This is a genomic window from Mycobacterium shigaense (assembly GCF_002356315.1).
Taxonomy (GTDB): Bacteria; Actinomycetota; Actinomycetes; order Mycobacteriales; family Mycobacteriaceae; genus Mycobacterium; species Mycobacterium shigaense.
The window spans coordinates 141004-155207 of sequence record NZ_AP018164.1; the positions used below are offsets into that span (position 1 = coordinate 141004).

Annotated in this window: 10 protein-coding genes and 1 tRNA gene; 8 read left to right on the plus strand and 3 right to left on the minus strand. The window is 69.0% G+C overall.

The window, feature by feature from the left end; all coding sequences use genetic code 11:
* Positions 1-24: 24 nt before the first annotated feature.
* Both MSG_RS00690 and MSG_RS00695 read right to left on the minus strand, forming a co-directional pair.
* Positions 25-1236: an acyl-CoA dehydrogenase family protein gene (locus tag MSG_RS00690; protein ID WP_096436224.1), complete on the minus strand. Its 1212-nt coding sequence runs from the start codon at positions 1234-1236 to the stop codon at positions 25-27.
* Between the two features lie 26 nt (positions 1237-1262).
* On the minus strand, positions 1263-1874 hold the full coding sequence (locus tag MSG_RS00695; protein WP_096436226.1) for a TetR/AcrR family transcriptional regulator: 612 nt from the start codon (positions 1872-1874) through the stop codon (positions 1263-1265).
* Positions 1875-2018: 144 nt separating this feature from the next.
* Here MSG_RS00695 and MSG_RS00700 point away from each other — a divergent pair, with 144 nt between their 5' ends.
* Genes MSG_RS00700 through nrfD form a run of 4 tightly spaced genes read left to right on the plus strand, consistent with a single transcriptional unit; the run spans position 2019 to position 8285 of the window.
* Positions 2019-2906 (plus strand): fructose bisphosphate aldolase, encoded by an 888-nt coding sequence (locus MSG_RS00700; protein WP_258173951.1) that lies wholly within the window; start codon positions 2019-2021, stop codon positions 2904-2906.
* Between the two features lie 53 nt (positions 2907-2959).
* Positions 2960-6247, plus strand: coding sequence for a formate dehydrogenase (fdh, locus tag MSG_RS00710; protein WP_232011131.1), 3288 nt, complete (start codon positions 2960-2962; stop codon positions 6245-6247).
* On the plus strand, positions 6247-7221 hold the full coding sequence (locus MSG_RS00715) for a 4Fe-4S dicluster domain-containing protein (protein WP_096436234.1): 975 nt from the start codon (positions 6247-6249) through the stop codon (positions 7219-7221). Before fdh ends, MSG_RS00715 begins: the two co-directional genes overlap by 1 nt.
* Positions 7218-8285: an NrfD/PsrC family molybdoenzyme membrane anchor subunit gene (gene nrfD / locus MSG_RS00720; RefSeq protein ID WP_096443872.1), complete on the plus strand. Its 1068-nt coding sequence runs from the start codon at positions 7218-7220 to the stop codon at positions 8283-8285. The genes MSG_RS00715 and nrfD overlap by 4 nt, the downstream gene beginning before the upstream one ends.
* Position 8286: 1 nt before the next feature.
* Here nrfD and selD read toward each other — a convergent pair whose 3' ends face one another.
* Positions 8287-9264: a selenide, water dikinase SelD gene (selD, locus tag MSG_RS00725; RefSeq protein ID WP_096436236.1), complete on the minus strand. Its 978-nt coding sequence runs from the start codon at positions 9262-9264 to the stop codon at positions 8287-8289.
* Positions 9265-9347: 83 nt separating this feature from the next.
* Here selD and MSG_RS00730 point away from each other — a divergent pair.
* The 4 genes from MSG_RS00730 (at position 9348) to MSG_RS00745 (ending at position 13974) form a co-directional block, all read left to right on the plus strand.
* Positions 9348-9443 (plus strand) — tRNA-Sec (locus tag MSG_RS00730).
* A 27-nt stretch (positions 9444-9470) separates the two neighbouring features.
* Positions 9471-10790 (plus strand): L-seryl-tRNA(Sec) selenium transferase, encoded by a 1320-nt coding sequence (gene selA, locus MSG_RS00735; RefSeq protein ID WP_096436238.1) that lies wholly within the window; start codon positions 9471-9473, stop codon positions 10788-10790.
* A gap of 20 nt (positions 10791-10810) precedes the next feature.
* The gene (selB, locus tag MSG_RS00740; protein ID WP_197705009.1) at positions 10811-12604 is read left to right on the plus strand and encodes a selenocysteine-specific translation elongation factor; all 1794 of its coding nucleotides are present in this window, start codon (positions 10811-10813) and stop codon (positions 12602-12604) included.
* Between the two features lie 41 nt (positions 12605-12645).
* The gene (locus tag MSG_RS00745) at positions 12646-13974 is read left to right on the plus strand and encodes a sensor histidine kinase (protein ID WP_096443874.1); all 1329 of its coding nucleotides are present in this window, start codon (positions 12646-12648) and stop codon (positions 13972-13974) included.
* Positions 13975-14204 lie beyond the last annotated feature (230 nt).

Here is a 14204-nt window from a genome sequence, read left to right on the forward strand (position 1 = left end):
GCCCGGACACCGATTCCATGTATGTCATCGAATCGGGAGGCCGGTCAGCGCCCGAGAGATCACCAGCCGCTGGATCTCGCTGGTGCCCTCGAAGATGGTGAAGATCTTTGCGTCCCGGTGCATTCGCTCCACCGGGTAGTCGCGAGTGTAGCCGTTGCCGCCGAGAATCTGGATGGCCTCGTCGGTGACGTACACCGCGGTCTCGCTGGCCACCAGTTTGGCCATCGAGCCTTCGGCGGAATCGAAGGCCTGGTTGTTGCGTGCCATCCAGCCGGCCCGCCACACCAACAGGCGGGCGGCGTCGATCCGGCTTCTCATGTCGGCCAGCTTGAACGCCACCGCCTGGAATTCCCCGATCTTGCGGCCGAATTGTTCACGCTGCGAGGCGTATTCGAGGGCGTATTCATACGCGGCCCGGGCCACGCCGACGGCCATGGCGCCGACGGTCGGCCGGGTGCGTTCGAAGGTCTTCATCGCCGCCTGCCCGCCGGCGGAGGAACCGGACTTCACCCGGGCGATGCGTGCCTCGAACTTTTCGCGGCCGCCGAGAATGCCGTCCTCGGGCAGCCGGACGTTGTCGAGGACCACCTCGGCGGTGTGCGAGGCACGGATGCCGTGCTTCTTGAATTTCTGGCCCTGAGCCAGGCCTTTGGTGTCCGGCGGGATGACGAAGGAAGCCTGGCCGCGGGTGCCGAGCTCGGGATAGACCGAGGCCACCACGATGTGCACGTTGGCGATCCCGCCGTTGGTGGCCCAGGTCTTGGTGCCGTTGAGCACCCACTCGCCCGCGGCCTCGTCGTAGCGCGCGCGGGTGCGGATTGCGCCCACGTCGGAGCCCGCATCGGGCTCCGACGAGCAGAACGCCCCGAGCTTGGGGTCGCCGGGCGTCCCGAACATCTCGGGGAGCCAGCGACCCAGCTGTTCGGGAGTTCCGTTGCCCGCCAACGCCGCCGCGGCCAGGCCCGTCCCCATGATGGACAGCGCGATACCGGCGTCGCCCCAGAACATCTCCTCGAATGCGGCCAGCATGCCCAGCCCGGTCGGCTCGGCGGCCTGCTGCGCGAAGAAGTCGGGCGAGTACAGCCCGACCTTCGCCGCCTCCTGGATCACGGGCCAGGGAGTTTCCTCGCGCTCGTCCCATTCGGCCGCGGCCGGCCGGATGACCTCGGCCGCGAATTGATGCACCCAATCGCGGACTTCGATCACGTCTTCGCTGAGTTCTAATGAGAATGTCATGTTCTGCTCCTGGAATCGCTTGGTAGTCAGGGGTTTTTGGGATTCGTGTACTGGGCGAGGACGCTGACCGTCTGGTTGACCCACGCCTCGAAATAACGCTCGCCGTCGATGTTGCCCGGCATACGGCCAGTTAACGCCTGCAACGTCGGGGCGTAGGACAGCGAGCCGATCGCCACGGCGGCGGCCGCCTCGGGGTCCGGGATGCTGGTGCGCCCGGACCGGTTGGACGCGACGAGCTCGTCGGCAAATCGCTGATAGGCGTTGTCGGTGATGACCTGCCACGTCTTCTCGTCGAGGTCGCCGACTTCGTCTGGCTCACGCAGCATCACCTTGAGCACCTCCTCGCTTTCGACGAGGTTGCTCCAGATCAGTTGGCCCGCGGTGCGCACGGCGTGCTCGACGCTGCCCGGCTCGTCGGCGTCGAACTGCTCGCGCGCAGTCACAATGCTGTCGATCCGGTGGGCCACGGCCGCCTCCAGCAGCTCGCGCTTGGAGGCGAAGTGTTTGTAGAGCGCACCCGAGCCCGGTGCCAGGCCGGACGCCCGCTGGATGTCCGCCACCGAGGTCGCCGCATAGCCCTTTGCGGCGAACAGCTTCAGTGCCTCGGCCAGCAGCCGATTCCGTCCGGAGAGGACCATGGTGAGAGAGTACTCACTCACCACACAGGGTGGCAAATCCGGGGGTGGTGGTAGCCCGAGGGCATCGGGATGCGCGATGCTGGGACTCAGCTCGCGGCTCCCGGGGGCACCGGGGCCGGCGGGCGCGACGACGGAAGGAATGCAGTGAACGAAGAGCAGCGCAACGTTATGGCGTCGGGCCGCGGCTTCATCGCCGCACTGGACCAAAGCGGCGGCAGCTCGCCAAAAGCCTTGAAGCTCTATGGGATTGACGAGGACACCTACAACGGCGACGACCAGATGTTCGACCTCATCCACCAGATGCGCGCGCGGCTGATCACCAGCCCGAGCTTCACCGGCGCTCACGTGATCGCGACCATCCTGTTCGAGCAGACCATGGACCGGACTGTCAACGGCGAGGACTCCGCGGCTTTCCTGTGGAAGCAGAAGCACATCGTGCCGTTCGTGAAGGTTGACCAGGGGCTGGCCGACGCCGAAAACGGCGTGCAGCTGATGAAGCCGATGACGAAGCTCGACTCCCTGCTCGAGCGGGCCGTCGACAAAGGGATTTTCGGTACCAAGATGCGCTCGTTCATCCAGGAACCGAACGCCGCGGGCATCAGGGCGATCGTCGACCAGCAATTCGAGTACGCGGACAAGATCGCCGTGAGCGGGCTGATCCCGATCATCGAGCCCGAGGTCAGCATCAAGAGCCCCGACAAGCCCGCGGCGGACAGCCTGCTGGTGTCGGCGCTGACCGCCAAGCTCGACGAGCTCCCCGGCAACCGTCAGGTCATGTTGAAGCTGACCCTGCCCGACGAGGACAACCTGTATGCGCCGCTGATCGGCCACCCCCGGGTATTGCGGGTGGTTGCCCTGTCCGGCGGCTACAGCCTCGCGGAGAGTTGCACGATCCTCGCCCGCAACAAGGGGTTGATCGCCAGCTTCTCGCGGGCGCTCACTGAGGGGTTGACCGTTCAGCAAAGCGACGCGGAATTCGACGAGAAGCTCGGATCGAACATCGAGCAGATCTACCAGGCGTCGATCACCTAGCCCGGCTTTCGCGTCCGTCGCAGGCGGTGGCGGCGCGCACTACGCTTTCAAGCATGGCCCCGAAGCTGCCCTCGCCGAAGATCCTCCTCGAATGGCCCGTACTCCGTCAGCTGCGTTCGGGCGATGCGTTCGGCCGCGGGACGGCGGTGACGTCCAAGCACACCCGCGCTCTTGCTCCGCGCACCACGACGGCCGATCGCGTCGTGCAGAGCGTGTGCCCGTATTGCGCGGTGGGGTGTGGCCAGAAAGTTTTCGTCAAGGACGAGCAGGTCGTGGCGATCGAGGGCGATCCGGACTCGCCGATTTCGCGGGGTCGGCTGTGCCCCAAGGGGTCGGCCAGCGAGCAGTTGGTCAATTCGCCGGGACGGCAGACCAAGATGCTCTACCGCGCCCCGCGGGCAACCGAATGGCAGTCGCTGGATCTGGACACCGCCGTCGACATGGTGGCCGACCGTTTCGTCGAGGCCCGTCGCCATGCTTGGCAGGACATCGACAAGAAGGGCCACCCGTTGCGGCGCACCATGAAGATCGCCGCGCTCGGCGGCGCCACACTGGACAACGAAGAGAACTACGTCATCAAGAAGCTCTTCACCGCCGCCGGCGCCATCCAGATCGAGAACCAAGCTCGTATTTGACACAGCTCCACGGTTCCCGGTCTGGGAACCTCCTTCGGGCGCGGTGGCGCCACCCAATCACTGCAAGACATGGCCAACGCCGACTGCATCGTTATCCAGGGCTCCAACATGGCCGAGTGCCATCCGGTGGGATTCCAGTGGGTCGAGGAGGCAAAAGCGCGCGGCGCGAAGGTGATTCACGTCGACCCCCGGTTTACCCGCACCTCGGCGGTGTGCGACAGGCACGTCGCGATCCGAGCCGGGTCCGACGTGGTGCTGTTGGGTGCGCTCATCAATCACGTCATCAGCAACGACCTTTGGTTCAGGGAGTATGTGGTCGCGTACACCAACGCGGCCACGCTGATCAACGAAAACTACCGTGATGCCGAGGATTTGGGCGGGCTGTTCTCCGGCTTCGACCCCGAGACGGGACAGTACGACCCGTCGACGTGGGCGTACGCAGGACAGGAAGCGGACGAGGCCGACACCGAACATGGGGCCAGTGCGTCCGCCCGCGCCGCCGGCGATGTGCACGGCAGCGGTGGCCCGCCGTTGCCGCACGCTCGGGTGCAGCGCGACGAGACGTTGCAGCATCCGCGCTCGGTGTTCCAGATCCTCAAGCGGCATTACGCCCGCTACACGCCGGAGATGGTGAAGAACGTCTGCGGCATCAGCCTCGAAGACTTCGACTTCCTCGCCCGCACGATCACCGAGAACTCTGGTCGCGAGCGCACCACCTGTTTCGCCTATGCCGTCGGCTGGACGCAGCACACGCTGGGGGCCCAATTCATCCGCACCGCAACGATTCTGCAGCTGCTGTTGGGTAACGTCGGGCGCCCGGGCAGCGGCATCATGGCGCTGCGCGGGCACGCCACCATCCAAGGCTCCACCGATATCCCGACGCTGTTCAACCTGCTGCCCGGTTACCTGTCCATGCCGAAAGCCGGTGTGCACGACACCTTTCAGGACTACATCGAAGCCGTCGGGCCGAAGAATCAGAAGGGTTTCTGGGCTAACGCGGACACCTACATCGTCAGCCTGCTCAAGGCGTGGTGGGGAGACGCCGCGCGCGCGGACAACGACTGGGCCTACGACTACCTGCCCCGGCTATCCGGCCCGCACGGCACCTATCAGACGGTGATGTCGATGCTCGACGACGAGGTCGACGGATACTTCCTGCTCGGCCAGAACCCGGCCGTCGGGTCGGCACACGGCCGAATGCAGCGCATGGGCATGTCGCACCTGAAGTGGCTGGTGGTGCGCGACCTCAACCTCATCGAGTCGGCCACCTTCTGGAAGGACGGCCCAGAGATCGCATCCGGCGAGCTGAAGACCGAGGACATCGAGACCGAGGTGTTCTTCTTCCCGGCGGCGACGCACGTCGAGAAGGCCGGCTCGTTCACCCAGACGCAACGACTGGTGCAGTGGCGGCACAAGGCCGTCGAGCCGCCCGGCGACTGCCAGAGCGAGCTGCAGTTCTTCGTCGAGCTGGGCAACCGGATCAGGCAGCGGCTGGCCGGGTCGACCGATCCGCGCGACCGGCCGCTACTCGATCTGACGTGGGACTATCCCGTCGACGAGAGCGGCGAGCCCGATGCCACGGCAGTCCTGGCCGAGATCAGTGGCTGCTACCTGACCGGGCCCGACGCCGGCAAACCCGTTCCCGGATATACCGAATTGGGTGCCGACGGGTCGACGGCATGCGGGTGCTGGATCTACTCGGGCGTGTTCGCCGACGGCGTCAACCAAGCCGCTCGCCGGGCGCCGGGCGGCGGCCCGGCGCCGAACCAGTCGCAATGGGGTTGGGCATGGCCGGCCGACCGGCGGATTCTGTACAACCGTGCCTCGGCCGACCCGGACGGAAAGCCGTGGAGCGAGCGCAAGCGCTACATCTGGTGGGACGAAACGTTGGGTCGATGGGTTGGTGATGACGTGCCCGACTTCCCCGTCGACCGTGCGCCCCACGTCCGCCCGGACCCCGACGTCGGCGGCCCCGACGCGTTGGCGGGCGACGACCCGTTCATCATGCAGGCCGACGGCAAGGCCTGGCTGTTCGCGCCCAAGGGCATGGTGGACGGACCGCTGCCCACCCACTACGAGCCGCAGGAGTCGCCGGTCGCCAACGCGCTGTATCCGCAGCAGCAGAATCCGTCGCGAATCATGTTCCCGCGCAAGGACAATCTCTGGGCACCGAGCGCGGGCGACCCCGGCGCGGACGTCTACCCGTATGTGTTCACCACCTACCGGCTCACCGAGCACCACACCGCCGGCGGGATGAGCCGTTGGCTGCCCTATCTGTCCGAGCTGCAGCCCGAGATGTTCTGCGAGGTGTCCCCGGAACTGGCCGCCGAACGCGGGCTCGAGCCCTACGGGTGGGCCACGATCGTCTCGCCGCGGGCCGCGATCGAGGCGCGGGTACTGGTCACCGAACGGATGACGCCGCTGGTGATCGGCGGCCACACCGTGCACCAGATCGGGCTGCCCTACCACTGGGGCGTCGGCAGTGACGCGGTGGTGAGCGGTGACGCGGCCAACGACCTGCTCGGTGTGACTCTCGACCCGAACGTGCAGATCCAGGAGTCCAAGGCCGGGTCCTGCGACATTCGCCCGGGCCGCCGGCCGCGGGGCGAGGCGCTGCTGCGGCTGATCGACGAGTACCAGTCCCGCGCGGGGGTAACCGTGGAGACGGACAATATCCGGATCACCGAGCCTCGCGAGGAGGGCTGATGGGGCAGCTGAGCGGTCCGACCGACCCCGCCGCGGCCGCCGGCTGGGCTGCTGCCAAGCCGCGCAAGGGGTTTTTCACCGACACCTCGATCTGCATCGGTTGCAAGGCCTGCGAAGTCGCGTGCAAGGAATGGAATCGCAACCCCCGCGACGGCGACCTCGAACTGCTGGGCTCTTCGTACGACAACACCGGGGCACTGGGGGCGAGCACCTGGCGGCACGTGGCCTTCATCGAGCAGGGACGGGACCGCATCGAGGAGGCCCGCGAATCCGGCCGCGCGCTCGTCGGTTTGGGGATGCCCGCGATCCCCGGATCCGCCGACGCTCAGGCGGCTGCGAAGCCGCCGGACACCCCGGAGTTCCGCTGGCTGATGTCCTCGGACGTGTGCAAGCACTGCACGCACGCCGGCTGTCTCGACGTCTGCCCGACGGGCGCATTGTTCCGCACCGAGTTCGGCACCGTCGTGGTGCAGCACGACGTGTGCAACGGCTGTGGGACCTGCGTGGCGGGCTGTCCGTTCGGCGTGGTGGAGCGGCGCAGCGACGGCACCTACGCGACTCCGGTGGAGCGACCCGGCCGCCCGAAAGAGGATTTCGTCACGGGAGTGGCCCAGAAGTGCACGCTGTGCTACGACCGCCTCGTCGAGGACCAGACACCAGCCTGCGCCCAGACCTGCCCGACCACGTCGATCAAATTCGGCGATCACGACGACCTGGTAGCTGCTGCGCGGCAACGCGTCGCGCAGCTGCATGACGAAGGCCGCACGGAGGCAAGGCTTTACGGCGCCAACGAAAAAGACGGCGTCGGCGGCACGGGATCGGTGTTCTTGTTGCTCGACGAGCCAGAGGTCTACGGCCTGCCGCCCGACCCGCGGGTGTGTACGGCCGACCTGCCGACGATGTTCAAGCGGGCGACCATGGCCGCGGCCGGCATGGTCGGCGCGGCCGTGTGGGCGTTCTGGAGAAGTCGGTGAGTACCTCCGAATTCGACAGCCTCCGGCCGCCGGAGCCCGCGGGGGGCAAGCGCCGTCGTCGAGGTAAGGGCCGCCGCCGCGACGAGTCGTTGATGGTGCCCGAGGCCGAGTTCACCTCGTATTACGGGAGGCCGGTGGTCAAGCCCGCGCCATGGGGACACGAGGTGGGGGCCTACCTCTTCCTGGGTGGCGTCGCCGGCGGCTCGGGCCTACTGGCGGCCGGTGCCCAGCTCAGCGGGCGAAAGATGTTGCGCCGCAACACCAGATTATCCGCCCTGATCGCGGTGTCGCTGGGCGCCGTCGCGCTGGTGAAGGACCTGGGTCGGCCCGAGCGCTTCGTCAACATGCTGCGGACGGTGAAGCTGACCTCGCCGATGAGCATCGGCTCCTGGATTCTCAGCCTGTTCAGCGCCGGCATCGGTGTCGCCGCGGTCTCCGAGATCGACCGGATGACCGGGGAGCGAATCCCGTTGGGCCCGTTGCGGCCCGTGCTACGCGCGGTCGAGGGGCCGGCCGGATTGGAAGCCGGCGTCTTCGCGGCGCCGCTTGCCGTCTATACCGCCGTGTTGCTCACGGACACCGCGACACCGACGTGGAACGCCGCGTACCGAGACCTGCCGTTCGTGTTCGTCAGCTCGGCGACCCTGGCGGCATCGGGCTTGGCGATGATCACCACCCCGGTCGCCGAGGCCGGGCCCGCCCGCAAGCTGGCGGTCATCGGTGCGGTCTGCGATCTGATCTCCGCCCGGTTCACCGAGTCCCGGATGGACCCGCTGACCAGGGAGCCGCTACACCACGGCACGCCGGGCCGATTGCTGCAGTGCAGCGAATTGCTCGCCGCCGCAGGTGGTTTGGGGGCGTTCTTCGGCGGGGGCCGCCGCGACGTCGCGGCCCTGTCGGGACTGACGCTGCTGACGGCGTCGGCAATGCTGCGGTTCGGTTTCTTCGAAGCCGGCAAGGAATCGGCGCGCGACCCCCGCTACACGATCGAGCCGCAAAAGCGCCGGCTGGCCGCCCGCCGCGCGGCGGGCACCACCGACGACTCGATCACCACCGCGGGTTGACTCAGCCGATCTCGATGCCCTCGCCCGCGACGGTGTGGCCGATCACCGGGTGACCGGGTAGCTCGCCGACGACGAGGAGGCCGCCCGACGTCTGTGCGTCGGCGAGCAACAGCAGGTCGTCCTCGGTGACCCCGGGTCCCGAATGTAATTGCGGCCGAACCCAATCGAGGTTACGTCGCGTCCCGCCGGAGACGAAGCCGTCGCGCAGTGCGTCCCGAGCGGCATCGAGCACCGGTACCGCGGCGCGGTCGATGACGGCGCCCACCTTCGAAGCCCGGCACATCTTGTAGAGGTGGCCCAGCAGGCCGAACCCGGTGACATCGGTGGCCGCCTTCGCGTTCGCCGCCAGGGCGGCCTCGGCGGCGTCGCGGTTGAGCCGGGTCATCGTCGCGATGGCTTCGGCGAACACCTCGCCGGTCTGCTTGTGGCGGTTGTTGAGCAGCCCGGTGCCCAGCGGCTTAGTCAGCGTCAGCGGCAGATCCGGCGCGGCGGAATCGTTGCGCAACAATCGATGTGGATCGGCCACGCCCGTCACCGCCATACCGTACTTCGGTTCCGGGTCGTCGATGGAGTGGCCGCCGATCACCGGGCAGTCTGCCTCCGAGGCCACCGCGAGCCCGCCGCGCAGCACCTCGGTCATCAGCTCCAGGGGTAGCAGGTCCCGGGGCCAGCCCACCAGGTTGATGGCGACGACCGGGCGCCCGCCCATCGCGTACACATCCGACAGCGCGTTGGCCGCCGCGATGCGGCCCCAGTCGTAGGCGTCGTCGACGACCGGCGTGAAGAAGTCCGCCGTGGACAGCACCGCGAGATCGCCGACCAATACCGCCGCCGCGTCGTCGCCGTCGTCGAGCCCGACGAGCACGTCCCCGTGGGTCTGTCCGGCCAGCCCGCGCACCGCCTCCTCGAGCTCGCCGGGCGGGATCTTGCAGGCGCAGCCGCCGCCGTGGGCATACCCGGTGAGGCGTGTGGGGGTCATGGCGCGAGCCTACGACCTCCGCAGCCGCCGGTGGGACGAGTGTTGGTCGGCCGGGACGGGTGCCGACCGCTACGTTGATGCGTGGAGGCGTTTGGGTTCCTGGTGGTCCCCCCGGTCTTCAAAACTGGTGAGGCCGAGCATCTCGGTCTGGCGGGTTCGATTCCCGTCCGCCTCCGCCAGCCGTGCCGAGGAGGTCGAGGACGTAAGTGACACAGGTCGACCCGCGGCGCCTGATTCCGCGCACCGATCAGCTGCTGGCGCTCGCGGCCGTGCAGCAGGCGCGGACCCGGCTGGGCGACACCGTCGTCCGGGCGGTGGTGCGCGACGTTCAGGATGCGGCGCGGCGCGGCGACCTGGCCCCCGATCAGGTGCAGGACGCCGTGCTGTCGGCCCTGGACGCCCACCGGAACACCCGGCTGCGGCCGGTGCTCAACGCCACCGGTGTCGTCGTCCACACCAACCTGGGCCGTGCGCCGCTCGCGGCGAGCGCCGTCGAGGCCCTGATCGCCGCGAGCGGCTACGTCGACGTCGAGCTCGACCTCGCCACCGGCACGCGGTCCAAGCGCGGCGTCGTCCTTCGCCAGGCGCTGCTGGGCGCCTGCCCCGCGGCCGGGGAGGCGTTGGTGGTCAACAACGGCGCCGCCGCGCTGGTGCTGGCGACCACGGCGCTGGCCGCCGGGCGTGAGGTCGTGGTCAGCCGCGGTGAGCTCATCGAGATCGGCGCCGGCTTCCGGCTGCCCGACCTGATCGCCTCGACCGGTGCCTATCTGCGTGAGGTGGGCACCACCAACCGCACCCATCTGCGGGACTACGCCGACGCGATCGGGCCGCAGACCGGGTGCGTCCTGAAGGTGCATCAGAGCAACTTCCGGGTCGAAGGGTTCACCACCGCCGTCTCGACGCCCGAGCTTGCGGCGTTGACCACGGAAAACGGCGTCCCCCTGGTCGTCGACCTGGGCAGTGGGCTGCTCGCGCCCGACCCGCTGCTGCCCGACGAGCCCGACGCGGCCACCGCCCTGGCCGAGGGCGCCGACATCGTCACCGCAAGCGGCGACAAGCTGCTCGGCGGACCCCAGGCTGGCATTGTGTTCGGGAGTGCCGAGGTCGTCGCCCGACTGGCGCGGCACCCGCTGGCCCGCGCGGTCCGCGCGGACAAGCTCACCCTCGCCGCGCTCGAGGCAACGGTCCGTGCCGGCGCCTCGCCGGTCACCCAGGCCCTGCACGCCGACGCCGAGTCGCTGCGTGCCCGGGCGGAGCGGCTGGCCGGTGCCGTCGGCGGGTCGGTGGTCGCCCACGACGGCCGCGTCGGCGGCGGGGGAGCACCCGGCGTGCCGCTACCCGGATGGGCCGTCCGCCTGCCCGAAGCCGCCGCCGCGGCACTGCGCACCGGAGACCCCGCCGTCTTGCCGCGTGTGCACGACGGCGCCTGCCTGGTCGACCTGCGTTGCATCCCCGAATCCGACGACGACCGGCTGCTGGCCGCGGTGCAGGCCGCCCTGGCGACCCTGCCGGGGGCGGACCGCTGAACACGCACGGCACCTATGTCGTGGCCACCGCCGGCCACGTAGACCACGGCAAAAGCACGTTGATCCGGGCCCTGACCGGGATGGAACCCGACCGCTGGGCCGAGGAACGCCGCCGCGGGCTGACCATCGACCTCGGCTTCGCGTGGACCACGCTGCCGTCCGGGCGCGAGATCTCCTTCGTCGACGTGCCCGGCCACCAGCGCTTTCTGGGCAATACTCTGGCCGGGCTGGGTCCGGCGCCGGTGGTCTGCTTCGTCGTCGCCGCCGACGAGGGCTGGCAGGCGCAATCCAGCGATCACCGCGACGCGATCGCCGCGCTGGGCATCGAGCACGGCCTCATCGTGATCACCCGCGCCGACCGCGCACCCGACCGGGCGGACGACGCCCTCGCGCAAGCGCGCACGGAACTGGTCGGAACCGGACTGCGCGATGCGCCCGGCCTGATCGTGTCGGCGGTCGAGGGCGCCGGGTTACCGGAATTGCGCGCCACCCTGGACCGGGTGCTGGCCCAACTGCCTCCACCGCAGACCGCCGCCCGGCTGCGGCTTTGGGTCGATCGCTGCTTCTCCATCGCCGGGGCGGGCACCGTCGTGACCGGCACTTTCGCGGCCGGCAGCCTGGCCCGCGGGGACCGGCTCGATCTGCTCGGCGCCGAGACCCGCTCGGTGGTCATCCGGGGCCTGCAGAGCCGCGGCAGGCCCTACCCGGCGGTGGGACCGGTGGCTCGCGTGGCACTCAACCTGCGCGGCGTCTCGCGCGACGCCGCCCGGCGTGGCGACGCGCTCCTCACCCCGGGTGCGTGGCTCACCACCCACGCGCTCGACGTGCGCCGCACCACCGGCGATCCGCTGACCGAAGGTCCGGCCGGGGTGATCGCCTATGTCGGCACGGCGGCCGTGCCCGCCCGGCTGCGACCGTTCGACGACGACCACGCCCGGCTCACCCTCGACCGGCAATTACCGCTGATCCTCGGCGACCGATTGGTGCTGCGAGACCCGGGTGGCAGCCGAGCCCTGGGCGGCGTCCTGGTACTCGACGCCGACCCGCCCGCGTTGCGGCGACGCGGGGACGGCGCGCGCCGGGCCGCGGCGCTGAGCGGGCTGGACGTCTCCGGCGACCTCACCGCCGAGGTGGCCCGCCGGGGCGCGGTCCAAGAAAGCCACCTGCGCCGGCTGGGCCTGTTGCACGGCGCCGACAGCACGCCGCCCGCCGGGGTACGCGTGCTCGACGGCTGGTGGGTGCACGCGGCGACCTACGACGCGTGGCGGCACCGCCTGCAGGCCGCGGTGACCGAACTGCATACGCGAGATCCCTTGGCCGAGGGCCTGTCTCGCGGGGCTGCCCGGGACTTGCTGGAGCTGCCCGACGAGTCGCTGCTCGATGCGCTGGCCCGGGACGCCGGCCTCGAACAGGGCGGCGGCCACATCCAGGCGGCCGGGGCGCCCGACGACCTCGGTGCCGCCGAAGCCGCAGTCAGCGAACTGGAGGCCCGGCTGTGCGCCGAGCCGTTCCACGCACCGGAGGCCGACGACCTGTCGGCGCTGCGCCTCGGCGCCCGGGAGTTAGCCGCGGCCGAACGCGCCGGGCGGGTGCTGCGGTTGCGCGACGGCTCGCAGACCGGGATCGTGCTGCTGCCGACGGCACCCGCATTGGCCATGCGCGCTCTTGCCCGGCTCGACCAGCCGTTCACCACAAGCCAAGCGCGCCAGGCTCTTGACACCTCTCGACGTGTCGCGATTCCGTTGCTGGAACACCTTGACGCGCGGGGCTGGACCCGCCGATTGGATGCCGGTCACCGCGAGGTCGTGCGCTGAGAACGATAATCGGGGGGATGTTTGATTCGATTCGGCTGCCGATGCGGGTGCTGTCTTTGCGCACCATCGTCATCGTGGCGCAACTCGGCGTCATCGCCCTCGTCGTCACGTTGGGCGTCTGGGTGTGGGTCGGCGTCACCAACGACCAATACAGCCAGCTCGACCGGCGCCTGGATTCGGTGAACAGCCTCGGCGACATCAACACGCTGCTCAATAGCCCGCAGCAAACCAGCGCCGATCGGCCGTCGCCGGACGGCAATGTGGTGCGGACCGCCCGGATCGGGGGTGTCACGGTGTCGGTGCCCAGCAACATCGTGGTGCCCAAACTCGACGACGGTTATGCGAACACCACCATCAACGGCGTGAAGTACCGTGTGCGCACCTTCTCCGCGGGCCCGGCGTCGATCGCGCTGGCGGCGCCGCTGGCCGAGGCACAGCACCGGATCAACGAATTGCATCTGCGGGTCCTGTTGATCTGTGGCGGCGTCATTACCGGCACCGTCCTGGTCGGCTGGGTGATCTCGCTGATCATGGTCAATCCCTTCCTGCTGCTGGCCCGCCAGGCTCGCGCCATCAACGCCAAGTCCAGCCCGGACGAGGTTCAGGTCCGCGGCGTGCGTGAGGCCGTCGAGATCGCCGAGGCGGTCGAGGGCATGCTGGATCGCATCGGCAGGGAGCAACAGCGCACCACGGCCGCGCTTGAATCGGCGCGCGACTTCGCCGCCGTCGCCTCCCACGAACTGCGGACGCCGCTGACCGCGATGCGGACCAACTTGGAGGTGCTGTCCACTCTCGAGCTCGGCCCCGAGCAGCGCCAGGAGGTGCTCGGTGACGTCATCCGCACCCAGAGCCGGATCGAGGCCACGCTGACCGCTCTCGAGAGGCTGGCGCAGGGCGAGCTGACGACCGTCGATGACTTCGTCCCCTTCGACATCACCGAGCTGTTGGACCGCGCCGCGCACGACGCGCCGCGCACCTACCCGAACGCGGTGGTGTCGCTGGTGCCGTCGCCGACGGTGTTGATGATCGGTCTGCCGACGGGTCTTCGGCTGGTGATCGACAATGCCATCGCCAACGCCGTCAAACACGGCGGGGCCACCAAGATTCAGCTCACCGTGAGTAGTTCCGGTGAGGGAGTCGAGATCACTATCGACGACAACGGGACGGGTGTTCCCGAGGAGGAACGCACCGCGGTGTTCGCACGCTTCTCGCGCGGGTCGACGGCATCGCGATCGGGGTCCGGGCTGGGCTTGGCGCTCGTCGCCCAGCAGGCCGAATTGCACGGCGGCAGCGCCTCCTTGCATGCCAGCCCGCTGGGCGGAACGCGCCTGCTGCTGAAGCTCGCCGGCGATGGCCGCGGACCCGACTGATCAGGATCACTCGAAACTGTCTAGGAATCAATGCCTTTGCCATTATGTGTGCGTCACGCGCACGTAACATATGGCCCTTCATAAGATTTGCGTTCCGTATGCAGGAGGCTCGTTCGGTTGACCCGTGCGCGACCGCGCACCTACCTTCGAACCCAGCAGCCTGGCGTGCCCAGCCGGACAACGGAGTTGGTGGATCGCGTAATCGCCTGTGCTCTAACGAACAGACCGCT